Source organism: Streptosporangium sp. NPDC006007 (genome assembly GCF_040614315.1).
In the GTDB taxonomy this organism is placed as follows: domain Bacteria; phylum Actinomycetota; class Actinomycetes; order Streptosporangiales; family Streptosporangiaceae; genus Streptosporangium.
This window is the reverse complement of the sequence record NZ_JBEXUG010000069.1, coordinates 1-15,524: the sequence shown is the minus strand read 5'-3', so window position 1 is coordinate 15,524 and position 15,524 is coordinate 1. Positions and strand designations below refer to the sequence as shown.

The 15,524-nt window shown below is 67.7% G+C and carries 13 protein-coding genes and 1 pseudogene; 8 read left to right on the top strand and 6 right to left on the bottom strand.

Features of this window, described 5'->3' with window-relative positions; genetic code table 11:
- Positions 1 to 374 precede the first annotated feature (374 nt).
- The 6 genes and pseudogenes from ABZ194_RS29290 to ABZ194_RS29265 form a co-directional block, all read right to left on the bottom strand.
- Positions 375 to 1,631 (bottom strand): ATP-grasp domain-containing protein, encoded by a 1,257-nt coding sequence (locus ABZ194_RS29290; RefSeq protein WP_355600252.1) that lies wholly within the window; start codon positions 1,629 to 1,631, stop codon positions 375 to 377.
- A gap of 14 nt (positions 1,632 to 1,645) precedes the next feature.
- The gene (larC, locus tag ABZ194_RS29285; RefSeq protein WP_355600251.1) at positions 1,646 to 1,936 is read right to left on the bottom strand and encodes a nickel insertion protein; all 291 of its coding nucleotides are present in this window, start codon (positions 1,934 to 1,936) and stop codon (positions 1,646 to 1,648) included.
- Complete coding sequence (larC, locus tag ABZ194_RS29280; RefSeq protein WP_355600254.1) at positions 1,888 to 2,310, bottom strand: nickel insertion protein; 423 nt, start codon at positions 2,308 to 2,310, stop codon at positions 1,888 to 1,890. The genes larC (ABZ194_RS29285) and larC (ABZ194_RS29280) overlap by 49 nt, the downstream gene beginning before the upstream one ends.
- A 613-nt stretch (positions 2,311 to 2,923) precedes the next feature.
- The gene (locus ABZ194_RS29275) at positions 2,924 to 4,423 is read right to left on the bottom strand and encodes an isochorismate synthase (RefSeq protein WP_355600250.1); all 1,500 of its coding nucleotides are present in this window, start codon (positions 4,421 to 4,423) and stop codon (positions 2,924 to 2,926) included.
- 2 nt (positions 4,424 to 4,425) lie between these two features.
- Positions 4,426 to 5,523, bottom strand: coding sequence for an AMP-binding protein (locus tag ABZ194_RS29270; protein WP_355600249.1), 1,098 nt, complete (start codon positions 5,521 to 5,523; stop codon positions 4,426 to 4,428).
- A gap of 25 nt (positions 5,524 to 5,548) precedes the next feature.
- Positions 5,549 to 5,881, bottom strand: a pseudogene (locus tag ABZ194_RS29265) (3-deoxy-7-phosphoheptulonate synthase); the annotation flags it as partial.
- An 862-nt stretch (positions 5,882 to 6,743) separates the two neighbouring features.
- Here ABZ194_RS29265 and ABZ194_RS29260 point away from each other — a divergent pair.
- From ABZ194_RS29260 to ABZ194_RS29225, 8 genes are all read left to right on the top strand, one after another.
- Positions 6,744 to 7,415 carry a cyclase family protein gene (locus tag ABZ194_RS29260; protein ID WP_355600253.1) on the top strand — a complete coding sequence of 224 codons (672 nt, stop codon included), beginning with the start codon at positions 6,744 to 6,746 and terminating at the stop codon, positions 7,413 to 7,415.
- 222 nt (positions 7,416 to 7,637) lie between these two features.
- Positions 7,638 to 8,984: an aldehyde dehydrogenase family protein gene (locus ABZ194_RS29255; RefSeq protein WP_355600248.1), complete on the top strand. Its 1,347-nt coding sequence runs from the start codon at positions 7,638 to 7,640 to the stop codon at positions 8,982 to 8,984.
- Between the two features lie 60 nt (positions 8,985 to 9,044).
- Positions 9,045 to 10,139: a hypothetical protein gene (locus tag ABZ194_RS29250; protein WP_355600247.1), complete on the top strand. Its 1,095-nt coding sequence runs from the start codon at positions 9,045 to 9,047 to the stop codon at positions 10,137 to 10,139.
- A gap of 92 nt (positions 10,140 to 10,231) precedes the next feature.
- Positions 10,232 to 11,437: a multidrug effflux MFS transporter gene (locus tag ABZ194_RS29245; RefSeq protein ID WP_355600246.1), complete on the top strand. Its 1,206-nt coding sequence runs from the start codon at positions 10,232 to 10,234 to the stop codon at positions 11,435 to 11,437.
- A gap of 97 nt (positions 11,438 to 11,534) precedes the next feature.
- Positions 11,535 to 12,656 carry a histidinol-phosphate transaminase gene (gene hisC, locus ABZ194_RS29240; protein ID WP_355600245.1) on the top strand — a complete coding sequence of 374 codons (1,122 nt, stop codon included), beginning with the start codon at positions 11,535 to 11,537 and terminating at the stop codon, positions 12,654 to 12,656.
- 7 nt (positions 12,657 to 12,663) lie between these two features.
- On the top strand, positions 12,664 to 13,938 hold the full coding sequence (locus ABZ194_RS29235; protein ID WP_355600244.1) for an MFS transporter: 1,275 nt from the start codon (positions 12,664 to 12,666) through the stop codon (positions 13,936 to 13,938).
- A complete protein-coding gene (locus tag ABZ194_RS29230; RefSeq protein ID WP_355600243.1) occupies positions 13,935 to 14,141 on the top strand; it encodes a hypothetical protein in 207 nt (68 codons plus the stop codon). The genes ABZ194_RS29235 and ABZ194_RS29230 overlap by 4 nt, the downstream gene beginning before the upstream one ends.
- Positions 14,142 to 14,312: 171 nt before the next feature.
- Positions 14,313 to 15,365, top strand: a complete 1,053-nt coding sequence (locus ABZ194_RS29225; protein WP_355600242.1) for an alcohol dehydrogenase catalytic domain-containing protein — start codon at positions 14,313 to 14,315, stop codon at positions 15,363 to 15,365.
- Positions 15,366 to 15,524 lie beyond the last annotated feature (159 nt).

The following is a 15,524-nucleotide window of genomic DNA, read 5'->3' as shown; positions in this document are numbered from 1 at the left end:
GACTCCAGAGCCTACGACCTAAATCCAGGCCAACACACACAAAAACGAAAAATCGCGTCTCTAGGCGAATCTGGCCTGGGTTCCAGCCTTCAACCTACTGACCTGCACCCCCACCACGACATGAGCTCTAGAACCCCCGAATTACGCGGAACGCGGGCTTGTACTCCGCCGAGAAATGCCGGCGCTTCGGACGGTCAGCCCGAGGCCCCCCGGACTCCAGGTCATGGTTCGCCATCGTCACAGTCTGCTACACCCAGTCTCTCCCTGCTCATGCCATTTTGGGAACTACATCCCGTTTGTCTCGCTTGAGACTGACACAGAGGGCCGTGACCGATGCCAGACCCCACTCAGTCCTGCCGCGCTACCGGTATCGCTCAGACGATGTCGTAGAAGCCTTCGCCGTCCATGTACCGCGCCGACAGGATGTTGTGCATGACGACGCTCTCGGTCTCGTGCACGAGGTACACGCGCATGGGGTAGGTCCAGTCGTCGATAGAGCGATGGATCTCGTTGCCCGGGTGCACGTTCAGCGTGATGTCGTAGAAGCTCTCAAGCCCGCGGAGCTCGGCCATCTTCGGATAGTCGACGAGCTTGCCCGCCGCTGGCGAAACCATGTTGACTATCCCGGCGTGCCGGGTCAGCTCGTAGCTGGCCTCCCAGCGTTCCAGGAAGCGTTCGGGGTCGACGTACGCGTCCACGGTCCAGTCCAGCTGGCTCTCGCCGATCGCGCCCTTGGTCGGCACATGCACGTCCGCACCGCAGATCCGGGCGGCGCTCTCGACCAGTCGCGGGCCCTGGGGCGTCAGCTTGAGCTCGGTGTGCGCGGGACCGTTGCGCACCCCCAAGGCATCAAGGACCAGGCAGTTGTACTCGACCAGCGCGTCCTGGTCCACACCATGACGGGGCATCAGCTGCGCCCCGGCTGCCATGTCGTGCACCCCGTTGGCGCCGAGGTGGTGCATCTTCCAGATGTCCGTGACGTGGTGCTTGCCGTCCAGACTCACGGTGTTCACGATGAACTCGCTGCCGACCAGGTACTTTTGTGCAAGCACCGCGTGGTTGTGCACATCCAGCGCGCTCTCGGTGCCGATCAGCGCCTCGAACGCGGCGCGTACCTGGTCCACGTCGTCACAAAAGTAGATGCCGTCGCTTCCCGCGCTCCTCAACGGCTTCAGCACCACCCGGCCTTCGACCTCCCGGTGCCAGGCGAGCAGCGCGTCGAGGTCGGTGGCCAGGATCTGGTCGGTGCCGGGCACCCCGGCCTCCTTGACCGTCTCCATCATCCGGAACTTGTCCCGGCGGGACGGACTCAGCGCCGTGCCGTTCGTCCGCAAGCCGAGCGCCTCGCTCAACACGTCCGCAAGCTCGACCCCGCTCTCGATGCCCGCCAGCAGACTCACCGGCGCGTGCGCGGCGAGGGCCGCGACCGTTGCGGCGGCATCCCCCATGTGGACGATGTTGGTGGTGAAGTCTGATGGCCGGAAGCTCTTCTCGTATACCGCCGGAATCGTCGGGGCGCTCTGGACATGGATGCATTCATAGCCGCGCTCCTGGAAGAGCGGGGCAAGGGATCGTGCGCTCGAATACGCGTCGACGACGACCGCGCAGGGAGCGGTAGGCTTGACGGTCATTCTTACCTCACCATTTATTGTGAACTCATGCGTTCGGCGGCGGCGATCGATCTCGCCGGCGTCGTCTTGACCGGAATGTCCAGCTGTCCGGCCGCGGCGACGACTTTTCGGCATTCCGCTACGGTGACGATCTGCTTCCGATAGCGGACGGTATTGACCCGCACGGCAGCGGCGCCGATCATGATCGTGGCGAACTCCCATGCCAGCTCCCGCTTGCCCACCCGGTGCTCGCGGGCCCCGATGGTAGAGGCCTCGGTCACGATCGTCTCCCGTACGGCCCACAAGAGATGGGGCGGGAAGAGCACCGAAGCGTCTGGGCGGGGCGCGGTCCTTCTGCATCAGAATGGGCGTGAGCCGGGCGCCGGATGCTCCGTAGCAGCATTCCGCCACACGAGAAAACATCGATAGAATGAGTGCCGCGCCGGTCGGCGTGCACATCTCGAACGGGAATTCTTCGGATCGCGTCGGCGCACCTTGGACGGCGAACAGCCCGAGTCGGGATGGGATTCCCGCCGAGAGCGCTCTTCGCCCGTCCGATGCCCAGCGCCATGGGCGTCGAGGAGGCGGTGGAGATGCCCAATGTGTGGTGGGCCATGCAGGCTCCCACCACACCACCGATCGGGTCGAGACCGTTGACCTCGTTGAAGTCGACATCGTCGACGGCCTCCTGAACCGTCATCACCGAGACACCGGCATCGAGCAGCGCTCCGAAGAGCATGCCCCAGGCGGCACCGGACGAGCAGTCGAACCATGCGGAGTTCGTCATCGCCTCACCGGAATCGGTGTGTCGGGGCTGCTTGTGGCGTCGGTGTCGGCGCGGACCATGCGCCGGGTCATCCAGGCCGCCGCGTCGGTCGCACCGACCCCGTTGTCGATGTTGCACATCATGACGCCGGGACCTCAGGAGTTGAGCATGGTGAGCGTGCGGCGCGATCCCGCCGAAGGAACTGCCGTGGCCGGCACTGTTCGGGACCGGGATCACGGGGTAGCCGGCCAGGCCGGCCATCCGCTCGCCGAATTCCGAGGCGACGAACGCCGCCCCGGCATCCCGCCCGGCGGCCCGCTCCCAGCCCGGCAGGCTCGCGGAGTCTCCGGTGGCCGCCAGGGTCCGGCCGGGTTCGAGCGAGCGGAGCACCCGCTGCCGGAAGCAGCGAGGAGTCCGCGCCGCCGGGGCAGGCCACCACCGATTCCAGGCCCGCCAACTGGTGCCGGAGCGTTTCGAGCCGGTGGGTCAGGACATCGTCCGTTCCGGCCGGGATCAGTGGTCAGGGAAGGCACGAACGGGATGCCGGTCACTCAATTCCCAGGGCGGACATCATCGGGCGCAACTTCGCGCAGGACTCCGCGTATTCCGCCTCGGGATCGGAATCGGCCACGATGCCGCAGCCGGCGTACAGCGAGGCGTTGGGGCCGTCGACCAGGGCGGATCGTATGTTGACCGCGAACTGGCCCTGCCCGGAGTGGTCGGCCCAGCCGACCACTCCCGCGTACCAACTCCGGTCGATGCCCTCGTTATCGGAGAGCCAGCTCAGCGACTCCCTACGGGGGTTCCCGCCGAGGGCCGGGGTCGGGTGGAGACGGTAGACGAAGTCCAGGATTCCCGCGGTGGAGTCCGTCGCCAGCTCGCCGCGGACGTTCGTGGACAGATGCTGGACGTTGGCAAGCTTGACTATGCTCGGCTCGGCGTCGGAGGCGACATTGACGCACAAGTCCCGTAAGGTCTCGCGGAGCATCTGCACCACGACGTCGTGCTCGTGCTGGATCTTAGCGCTCCCGGCCAGTTCGAGGGCGAGTGCCACGTCTTGTTCCGGGGTGAGCCCGCGGGGCGCCGTGCCGGCCAGTCCCAGTGCGTGCACCGCCCGCCGGTCGACCCGTACGAGGTATTCGGGGGTCGCGCCGAGGAAGGTGTACTCCTCGTGGTCGACCGCGAAGACCGTGGTGCCGGGATAGGCGCTGCGCAGCCTGTTCACCGCGGTCGGCACGTCGAGCGGGCTGGAGGCGGTGACCCGCAGTTCGCGCGCCAGCACTACCTTCTCGAAATCGCCGTCCCGGATTCGGCCGATCGCGCGGCGGACCAGTCCCTTCCAGTGGTCGGCATTCGGCAGCTCGGCGCTGGTGTGGGTTCGTTCCTCCGCGTACGCCAGTTTGCGCGCTTTGGCGGCCTTCTCCGGCGGAAGGCAGAGGTTGGCCAGGTGCATCAGGCCGCTGGCCACCAGCTCGGGATCGCTGTCGTGCACCAGCACCGCGTTGAGACGCAGTTCGGCCGGGCTGGGACGGCCGGCGGCGGCCTGGTCGGGTACCGTGCCACGGACCTGCAGTGCGGGCACCCACATCAGGGCGTCGGGAAGGCGTCCCCTCTCCAGGGCGTTCTCGGGGCTGAACGCGAACCCGCCGATGGCCAGAGGACCTTCGCTTGCAGGCAGCTCAGTGACCGCTGTTCCACCTGTGACGAGATCCCGGGTCAGCGCCTGCCAACCGTCGCGGACGGATGCGACACGGTTCTCACCCCTTCCCCGCAGATCACGCGCCGATCCGATCGCGACGATAGATCCGCGGTCCCAAGCCGATTGCCACAGGAAGGAACGCGGCGTACCGCGACGGGCACGACTCCAGATCGCGACGGGGTCGGCGAGGGAGAGTGGCTTGGCCCAGCTTACGAGAACCAGGCGCTGGCTGCGGCGGGCCCGGTCGAGGGCACGTCGGCAGGTGGCGAGCAGGCTGTCCCCGTCGGTACGGTCGAGCGCCGCGACGGGCCCTTCGGGGGTGACCACTGGTGCGGTGGTAGAGGTCATCTCTAGTACACCCCTTCAACAAGAGTCTGGCCGTCGGCCACGGTGAGGGGCCTGATGTCGGCCAGACCGTCCTGGGGGTACTTCGCGGTGGGCGCGATGCGCAATGCGGAGTCGCGCTCTAGCGTCCAGGGCAGCAGCAGGTCCCTGGACACGAGGCTGATCCTCACCTGCCCCCGCTCATCGTGGGCGACTAAGGCGCTGGTGTTCTCGGGGTCCACCACCTTGACCCGGCTGAACGGGTGGAAGGGGATGAAGACACAGCGTTCGTCGTCCCGTTCTCCGTCACGGGGGCGCTGCGGGGCGATGCCCATCATGGTGTTGCCGTACAGGCCGACCACGGCGGCATCGGGGAAGAGCTCGTCCTCGAAGACCCGGAGCGTCTCGGGACTCACGCTGGTGCCGGCCCAGATGATGCCACGCACCTTCCGCTGCGCCAGATCCAGCAGCTTCTCGTCGGCGGCCAATGCTTCGAGCACCGGCGGGGTGGCGAAGAGGACAGAGACGGGCTGGGTGGACAGAACGTCGTGGGCCTGCGCCAGGATGTGCTTCAGATAGCGGGCGGCCTCATCGGTACGGCCCTGCTTGATGCTGTTCTTGACCCAGCGCGGGTCGAAGTCGATGTAATGGCAGAACGTGCCGCGCATCTGCGCCAGCATTCCGATGGAACGGCCAACGATGTGCGGTCCCGTGGGGCCGAGATGCAGCCAGTGGCCCTCGCCCTCGCCGGGGACCTTGTGATCGGCGAGAACCTGGCTCACCCAGCGGCAACCGTTGCGGCGTGACCGCGACTCCACGATGCGTTTGGGTCGTCCTGTGGTGCCCCCGCTGTCGAAGACCTGGAAGTCCCAGCCCTCCCTGCCGATCCCGGCGGGGACCAGCGCGTCGACCGGGATGTCCTTCCACTCGTTGCTGACGTCCGGGAAGAGGTCGAGGTCATCCCAGGTGTGGACGTCGGTGAGCGGGTTGAAGTCCAGTTCCGCCGCGCGCTTCACCCAGTACGGCGAGCCGGTGGAGGGGGAGAAGTGCCACTGCATCGCAGCGTGGATGAAGTCTTCCGGCGCGAGATCGGCGGGTAGCGGGTCGACGATGTGCTCGGACATGCGGCGTCTCCAAGGAAGGTGGGGATCAAACCTGGGCGAGGGAGTGGGTGACGGCCGGCGATAAGGTGCGCCCCACAGCCTCCACGACCGGCTTGAGCCGGCCCATGAGGGTGCTGAACTGCTCCCCGCTGAGAGCCTGGGCGCCGTCACACATCGCGTTCGAGGCGTCCGCGTGGACATCGACGATCAGTCCATCGGCGCCGCACGCGGCCGCCGCCTGGGACATCGGCGCGACGAGGTGGGGCTTGCCAGTGCTGTGGCTCGGGTCGACGATCACCGGTAGATGAGTGAGTCGCTTGGCCTCTGCCACCGCGCTGAGGTCCAAGGTGAATCGGGTGCCGCGCTCGAAGCTGCGGATCTGGAGCATGTCACTCTCCTCGGCGACGCATTCCACGTCTCCTGTCGACGCCGGAGCGCATTCTCCAGAACCCTTGCCAAATCAGGCACGTCGATTCCTTCGGTGATGAGCACTGCGACCCCCGCCACAGTGCTGGATATCGGAATCAGGTTGCGGTTTTGAATTAATTCATTCGTGGATTCCACTTGTTCGCGGGTGGCCTGCGGGCTCATTACCACAATCATTGGAGTTCCTTGCAGGGTAAGTCGAGATTGCCTCGAGGGACCTCAGGGGCGAGTGCCGTCCAGCCGTGGTCGCGGTATCACTCCTCGCACACGGCAGCTGTAGCTCGTTACATGTACCGAACCCGCGCACCCGGTTATCAGTTGGACACCCTGATGGGTGACGCTGCCGCACTCCAACGTCTGCCCGTTCGGCCCAGGTCAGCGGACTTTTCTCAGGCTTGCTGGAGCCGTTGAACACGAGCGTAAACCGGACATCAAGGCCTTGATGGGTCGAGATAATAAGTCTTATAAGCTAGCCGGTCACGATGAAAAACCGCAGGTCAGACGGCAATTCACAGGTCAGAATCTTGTGCGACGTTCCGGCCTCTTGCTAAACGGATATTCGAACGCGCAAAACGCTGACCAGGCAGAACACGGGAAACCCAAGTATCGTAACTGCCGTGACACCGATATTCCCTCCCATAAACATCGCCTTGGAAGCTAGCAGATAGCAATTAGGTTGACAAGCGATCTTTCGCCCTGCCATCGTTTCCAACTGCAGGCAGGGAACACGCTGTCGACCGAAGGTAGAAGATGACCGAAAATCGAAGGTAGAAGATGACCGAAAACCGAACGAGTATGAACGGCAGGTGTACGACATGAAGATGATTGACATCAGCCAGGGCTGGTATGAAGGAATGCCTTCGTATAACGCTTCCTGGTACCCGAAGTTTAGTATCCGTAAAGCGATGGCCCCGGAGACCGACCCAGCCGGCGGTGGCCGGACCTTCTCTGATCTGCAGATTTTCCCGCACAACGGGACCCATGTGGAATCCGGATTCCACTTCTACGAGGACGGCCCGAAAATCGACGAGGTCCCCCTGGAGACCTTCGTCGGCCGGGTGGTCATCGCGAACCTCTCCGACCACCGCGACCTCGACCCCGTCACCGGTGACGAGCTGGAGAAGGCGGTCCGCAACGTATGGCAAGCCGGCGACCGCCTGCTGATCCGTACCGACCACCCCAACCGGTACCTGGGCCGGGAGGACTACTGGGACAAGCCGCCCTACCTCACCCTGTCCTCGGCGGACTGGATGATCGAGAACGACGTCGCCCTCGTCGGCATGGACTGCATCACCGAGCGACCCGACGACCGCAGTGGGCAGGTGCACCGGCGGCTGTTGGGCGCCAACATCCCGATCCTGGAGAACATCCAGCACCTCGACCAGATCACCAACCAGGTCGCCCAGCTGATGGCGCTCCCGGTCAAGATTTCCGGTGTGGAAGCCGCTCCTGCGCGCGCTGTGGTGTTCGACGGATGGCCGCTCTGACCCCCTCGGCGGAACACTCACCCAAGGAGGTTCACCTGGCCGGAAATCTGACAGCCGTGTCAAGCGGGGATGGCCCAGAGAGTGGTGGCTGTCCTGTGCGGCCGAATCGGAGCCTGACCTCGTTTGCCTCAAGCGTCGGGGACGCGGTCGGCTGGCCGGTGAGGTACCCCGCCCCGGTCAAATTCCCCCCTTCCCTACGGGCACCACAGGAGTTGGTCTGACGTGTTGTCCATACCCGTGCTCCGTGACGGGGAGGAGCGGAACTCCCGCGATACGCATGTCCTGCATGGCGTGAACGGCGCTCCCCTCGCCACCGTCCATCAAGCTCCCCCCCTGGTGACCAGGCTCACGGTCAAGCGCATGCGCGAAGCACTGCGGATGGCGCCGGACGAGCGCCGCGCGGTGCTCGCCGACGCGGGCCGCCGGTTCGCTGGGGCCACCCTGGGCGGACAGACTCCGGAGGAGTACTGCCGCGTCCAGGCACTCGTCTCCGGCGTGCCGATCCGGGTGGCCCGCCAGACCCTCGGCCGGATACAGGACGACTGCGGACTGCTCGGCGACGTCGTCAAGAAACAGTCCCCGGTCGGCGCCGGCCGCACGGCCCGCTGGGTACGCCGCGGTTCGGTCTTCGGCGTCGTGACTCCTAGTAACCATCCGGCTACCCATGGAGCCTGGCTCCAGGCCGTGGAGATGGGGTACCGGGTCGTGGTGCGTCCGGGTACCCGTGACCCCGTCACCCCTCTGCGCCTGGTTCGGGCGCTGCTGGAAGCCGGGCTCGATCCCAGCTGGATCAGTCTGCTGCCCGGGTCCCACGCCGCCGCCGATGCTCTCGTGGACGCGGCCGATCTGGTCCTGGTCTACGGCAGCGATGCCACGGTCGCCCGGCTGCGCGGCAACGACCGGGTGCTGGTCCGTGGTCCCGGCCGGAGCAAGATCCTGGTGGACGGCCCGGTCGACGAGGCGGTATTGGACCATCTCGTCGCCGAGACCTCCGCGGACGCTGGAGTGCGTTGCACCAACACCACCGCCGTCTTCACCTCGGGCGACCACCGCGCCCTGGCCGAAGCGCTGGCCGAGAGACTGGCCTCGTTGCCGGCCCTTCCGGTCACCGATGACCTGGCGGTCCTCCCCGTCCGCCCGCGTAAGGAGGCCGAAGGGCTACGAGCGGCTCTCGACCAGGCCGCGCAGGGCGCTGTCGATCTGACGGAGCGGTACTACGAGGCGGACGGCGGCCCGGTGACCGTCGTCGAGGAGGATGCCGCGGCACTGCGGCCCGCGGTGATGTGCGTAGACCGGTCCGACCACCCGGGACTGGGCACGGAACTGCCGTTCCCCTGCGTATGGGTAGCACCCTGGCAGCCGTCGGAGGGCATCGGCCCGCTGGACGACTCCCTGGCCCTGACCCTGCTCACCGACAACGCCGCGCTCGTCGACGAGGCCCTGGACACCCCAGGCATCCGCACGGTCCTGCACGGTCGGATCCCGAACTGGTGGTGTGATCCGTATCTGCCGCACGACGGGTACATCGGGCAGTTCCTCAAGGAGGCCCGTGGTTTCGCCGGGTCGTGAAACTAGCGGTGCCCCCACCGACCGCTCCCAGGTCATTCCGAAGATAGTGAGGTGATCGACATGTCTGCTGCCTGCCCCGACATCCCGATCGTCGTTCTTCCCGAGAACAATATGGTGCGCGGCCGCACCCGCCCCGCGGCACCGGTCCGTGGCGCCCTTACCGCGGCGACCGACGCGCTGATGCGTCTGCACGGCGAGCTGCTGAACCCGGCGGGAGCCGACGACGCGGCCCGCAAGGCGATGGACACGGCGGTGGAGGAGACCGACCGGCTCGCCGTCGAGGCCATGGTCGTTCCGATGAACGCCGCAGCGCTGAAGCCGATCGTTCCCAACCACGAGTACTTCGGCGTCCGCACGGCGCCGCTCGACGACGCCCGCCTCGTCTCGGAAGTCACGACAATCATCGCGCGGACGCTGCGCGATCTGCGCAACGCGCGGCTGGACCTGAACGATCAGGCCTACGAGATCCACGCCATGGCCAAGATCCTGGAGGGCCTGGTTCCGCCCGACGGCGCCGTGACGCAGCCGGATTGGAGCCCCGCGGAGGACCAGACTCCCTATGTTCCGGGCAACGACGAACTGACGCGGTGGGTCATCACCCACCACTTCTACTTTGTGCTCAACCTCGCGGCAGCCGACGCCGTCTCCCGGGCAGCCACCGGGCTGGCGGACGGTGACCGCGACACGGCCTTCGACGCCATCCAGGAGTCCATCGCCTATGTCCGCGGCTTCACCGCGGCCATGATGCACTCTGGGGACATGTCAGCTCCGTGCTACGACGCGAAGGTCCGGCCGACCATGCAGCCGCCAGCCGTGCCGACGGCACTCACCGGCCGGACGCAGCCCGAGCACAAGGCGTTCCGCAAGGCTATGCGGAATCTCGTCACGGTCTCCCCCCAGTCCTTCGCGGAAATGATGGCGACCGACCCCGATCTGGCGCTCGCCCGCGACGCGCTGCTCGAGGCCGATCTGCAGGACATCGAGCGGCACATCAGCGTGACGGCTGCTCTGGTCGGTGACGACCGCTCGATCGTCCAGGGCGAGACCTCGGCCGTGAGCGCGGTCAGTGTGCTGCGCACCATGCGGCACTCCCGGGCGGAGCTGTACCGCGAGCTGATGAGGTCCGGTGACCCGGTCACCCTCATCGGGGCCTGAACGACACTGAGTTGGCCGGGCGGTCTGCCGGGATCGTCCTCACCGACAGCCCCGGCCGGACCGCCCGTCCCCGTCCCCCGGAAGAGAACAACGTGAAGAAGACCGCAGAAGTCCGTGCCGAGCCGCCTCCGTTCACGCTCGTGGCGACCCTGGCCGGGCTGTCCGCGCTCGGCCCACTGTCGATCGACACGTACCTCCCGGCGCTGCCCGAACTCGGTAGGGAGCTCAGCGGCGGCGCCTCACTGATCCAACTCACCCTCACCGCTTGCCTGGTCGGGCTCGCACTTGGCCAGGCGGTGGCGGGCCCTACCAGCGATCTGCTGGGACGGCGCCGGCTGCTGCTCGGCGGCATCATCGGCTACACCACGGCGTCGTTGCTGTGCGTCATCGCGCCGAACATCTGGTTCCTCATCGCGTTCCGGCTGGTCCAGGGCGCCTCGGGCGGCACCGCGATCGTGATTGCCCGCGCCGTGGTCCGGGACCGGAACGAAGGGGCCGCGGCTGCCCGCTTCTTCGCCAGCCTCGTCCAAGTCAGCGCGCTCGCGCCGATCGTGGCACCGCTGGCCGGCGGGGCGCTGCTCCAGATCATGCCCTGGCGCGGATTGTTCGCCGTCATCACCGGGCTCGGCGCGGTGCTGTTCATCGTCGTGTATTGCACTTTGCCCGAGACGCTGGCCCCCGAGGACCGGCACGGCGACGGGCCGAAGGCCTTACTCGTGACGTTCGGCAAGCTGGCCGCCGACCGGGCCTTCGCGGGCTACATGCTCACCGGCGGGCTGGCGTTCGCCGCGATGTTCACCTACATCTCCGGCTCGCCGTTCGTGATCCAGGAGGTCTACGGCCTGCCCCAGCTGGCGTTCGCCAGCATCTTCGCGGCGAACGGCGCGGGCATCGTCATAGCTGGCCGAGTCGGCTCCCGGCTGCTGGACCGGCACGGCTCCCGCCGGCTACTCGGTATCGGTCTGGCAATTGCCGCCGCGGGAAGTCTGACTGTGGTGAGTTCCCTGGCCGCCGGGCTCTGGACGCTGCTGCCCGGCCTATTCCTGGTGGTCGCGCCGATCGGCCTCATCTTGCCGAACTCGATGGCCCTCGCGCTTTCCGGCCGCCCTCCGCGAATGGCGGGCACCGCCTCCGCCCTCATGGGGCTGGCCCAGTTCAGCCTCGGCGGACTCGCCGCCCCGATGGCCGGCCTCAGCGGTTCCGACACCTCGGTTCCGATGGCCCTGGTCATCGCCGGCCTGAGCCTGTCCGCCCTCGCCGCCTTTCGGCTGACCCCGCGCCCGCCGGTGACCGCCTGAGCGCGCCGGGCGCGCTGCCCAAAGCCCTACTGTCGGTGCCGCTGAGCACGCGCGACGCCCTGCGCGCAGCCTGAACGACGCGGAAAGGACCCTCCTCATGACCACACCGAAACAACTACCTCGGTTCCGCGCGGCCCTGAGCGGGCTCGTGAGCTACCGGCCTGAGAAACTGACGCTCTCCCCGGAGGGCCGTTCCTACGCCCTCGCCGCCAACGAGACACCGTTCGGCCCGCTGCCGAAGGTGGCACGGGCGATCCAGGAGCAGATCGAGGGCATCAACCGCTACCCCGACAACAGTGGCCAGGCCCTCACCGCAGAGCTCGCGGAGCGGTTCGGGCTGGAACCGGGCGGCATCGCACTGGGCTGCGGTTCCGTCGGCGTCGCCCAACAGCTGGTCACCGCCGTCGCCGAGCCGGGTGACGAAGTCCTCTACGCCTGGCCCTCGTTCGAGGCGTACCCGCTCCTCACCCGGCTCGCCGGGGCGACCCCCGTCGCGGTGCCGCTACGCAAGAGCGCCCATGACCTCGCGGCGATGGCGGAGCACCTCACCGACCGCACCCGACTGGTCTTCGTCTGCAACCCGAACAACCCGACCGGAACGGTCGTTGGCCGCGCGGAGCTGAAGGGGTTCCTGGGACGCGTGCCTCCTGGCTGCCTCGTCGTCCTGGACGAGGCGTATCACGAGTACGTGCGCGCCGAGGATGCCCCCAACGGGCTTTCCCTCCTCGCCGAAAGCCCTCACCTGGTCGTTCTCCGCACCTTCTCGAAGGCGTACGGACTGGCCGGGCTACGCATCGGCTACGCGGCCGGGCATCCCGAGGTGATCGACACCCTACGCAAGGCTTACCTGCCGTACAGCGCGGGCAGTGTCGCGCAGGCAGCTGCGATCGCGGCGCTGCGCTCGGGGGACGAGGTGGCGAGGAGGACGGACATCATCACGGCAGAACGCACGCGCCTCGCCGCCGCACTCGACGCACGGGGGTGGCGAGTGCCGGCGAGCGAGGCCAATTTCCTGTGGCTGCCGCTTGGCGAGCGCGCCATCGCCTTCGGTGCGCACTGCGCGACCGCGGGTGTCTCCGTGCGGGCCGTGGCGGGCGCCGGTGTCCGCGTGACCCTAGGCATGCCCGCCGACAACGACGCCTTCCTGGCGGCGGCCACGGCCTTCCCCCCGGCTGATCTGCTCCCGCCGGGAGCCGGCGGTGTACCAGCTCGAAATTAGGAGACGCGTGTCCTTTCTCCGCCCCCGCTTCCCGGGCGAACGCGCCCTGGTCTCCGGTATCGCCGTGGACGCGGTCGGCTCCGGGATGTACGTCCCCTTCAGCCTGGTGTTCTTCCATCATGTGACCGACTTGCCACTGCCGCTGATCGGACTGGTGCTCACCGTCACTGGGCTCGTCGGCATCGCCGTCGTCCCGGTGGTGGGCATTGCGGTGGACCGCTTCGGGGCCCGCACCATGCAGATCTCGCTGTACGTCGTGCGGGGGCTGAGCTTCGCCTGCTTCCCCCTCGCCCATACACTGCCGGTCTTCGCTGTCGTCGCGCTCCTCACCTCGGTGGGAACACGCGCCTTCCCCGCCGCCCAGGAAGCGCGGCTCGCCGAACTCGCCGAAGGCACCGACCGGGACCGCCTGCAAGCTCTTAGCCGCAGCCTGAGCAACGTCGGTCTCGGCGCGGGGACTCTGATGGCCTCGGTCGCCATCGCCACCGCGGGCGATTTCGGGTACACGGCCACCGCGTGGCTCAACGGAGCGAGCTTCCTCGTCGCGGGCTTCCTCGCCTCACGCACCCCGGCGGCCACGCCGCCCGGCACCCCGGCGACCGTGCGCACACACGGCGATGGCTACCGAGTCGTCGCCAAGGACCGGCCCTTCCTCGTCCTCGTCTGCGCCAACCTGCTCGTCGCCCTCGGCTTCTCGGCGCTCACCTCGCTCCTCCCGCTGTACGCGACGGGCTGGTTGGACATCCCCGAAGGACTCGTCGGCAGCGCTTTCCTCCTCAACACCGTGATGTGCGCGGCGCTGGGCGTCCCCGTCGCCGCCCTCACCCGGCGCTGCTTCGCCACCCGCCCCCGAGCCGCCGCCGTCGGTGCCGCGCTCTTCTCCCTCTCCTTCCTCACTCAGGCTGCGCTCGACACCGTCCGACCGCACGGCGTACCGCTCTTGCTCGCCGGACTACTGGTTGCAGTCTTCATCATGACGGTGGGCGAGATGGTATATGTCCCCTCCTCCGGAGCGCTGTCGCAGTTTGCCGCGCCCCAGCGGCTGCGGGGCCGCTACCTCGCCACCTACCAGTTGTCCCGGTCACTGGCGTACGCCCTGGGCCCCACGCTTTTCACCTCGCTGCTCACCGTCGATGGCCGCCTGCCGTGGCTGCTCGTGGCAACCACGGCGGCGTTCGGCTCGCTCCTGCTGGTGCGAGTCGAACGCCATCTTCCGGCCGACGCCGCAGCCTTCGTCCCCGCTCCCGCTCCCGGGAGCACGACCACGACCGCCGTCAAGTGATCCCGCGCCTCGTACCCCGCACGTATGTCATGGCGGTGGGCGCGCCCGCCCACCACACCGTGATCAGGGGACAAGACTTGGAACGCGTCACCTTGACCGAGAAGTACCTGGCGGAGCTGGAGACCGCGGGGCTGTCGAGCGAGGAGCTGCTCGGCCGCCTGCCGCAGAACAAGATTCTCAACCGCTCCATGTGGGGCTCATGACGGGCGTCGACTGTCTCATCGGGGGCAGCGGGCGAGCCCCCACCACGTCGGTGCTCTGCTCCACGAGGCGCCGGCTCCCTTCGCATGAGCTCACCGCCCGACCGGCCGCACCGCACCGCACCGCACCTCGTACCAAAGCGCTTCCGACGTCATCCCAAGGAGACCGCTGTCATGAGAGCCGCTGTATTTCACGCCAGGCGCGACGTCCGAGTCCAGGAGTGGCCCGCCCCTCCGGCCCCCGGGCCCGGGGAGATCCAGCTCGCTGTGGTGCGCGCGGGGATCTGCGGCACGGACGTCGAGGAGTACGCCTCCGGACCGCACCTCATCCCGCTCGCCAAGCCCCACTTCGCGAGCGGTCACCAGGGCCCGCTGGTCATCGGCCACGAAATGGTCGGCGAGGTCGTCGCGGCCGGCCCCGGCGTCGACGCCTTCACACCAGGTGATCTGGTCGTTCCGGGCTCTGGGGTCTCGTGCGGGAGCTGCCGCTGGTGTGCGCAGGGGAGGACCAACGTCTGCGAGCGGTACTACACGCTCGGGCTGCATGTGGACGGCGGGCTCGCCGAACGGGTCAACGTCCCGGCCGGGATCAGCCGCTCGGTGGGTGGGCTCGCCCCTGACGTCGCGATCATGGCGCAGCCGCTCGCCGTGGCGTTGCGGTCGGTACGCGGTATCGCACCCGAGTCAGACAGGACCGTCGTGGTGATCGGCCTGGGCGGCATCGGGTCGCTCGCGGTGGCCGCCTGCACGGCCCGGGGAGTGGCGACAATCGGCGTCGACATCTCGGCTGCCCGGCTGGAGACAGGGCGCCGCGCTGGCGCGGGGCTGCTGATCGACGCCTCGCGTGAGGACGCAGCCACCGCGATCAGGACGGCTACGGCCGGGGCCGGCGCGGATGTGGTGATCGAGGCCTCGGGAGCGACCGCCGGCCTCGCGACCGCGATGAACGCAGTCTGCCGGGGTGGGCATGTCCGCCTGGTCGGCCTCCACCGCGACCCCTCACCGCTCGACCTGACCCAGCTGGTCCTAAAGGAGATCACGCTCGACACCTCGAAGGTCCATGTCTGCGATCAGGACCTCCCCGAGGCCCTGGCCATGCTCACCGCGCACCCTGAGATCGCCACCACGGCGCTCGACGAGGTCATCTCCTTGGGCAGACTCGTCCCCGACGGCCTCGAACGCATCGAGCGGGGGGACGCCACGGGCAAGATCGTCGTCCACCTCTAGGAGGGTATGTGGGACTGTCTGGAAGATCTTTCCCGCGTTCCGCGTAATTCGGGGGTTCTAGAGCCAACGCCGTTCAGTTAGGCGTGGGGGCTGTTCGTCAAGGCCTGTGAACAAGACAGCGGAGCTGCTGTAGAAGAGGACTGTCACTCCAAGACACCC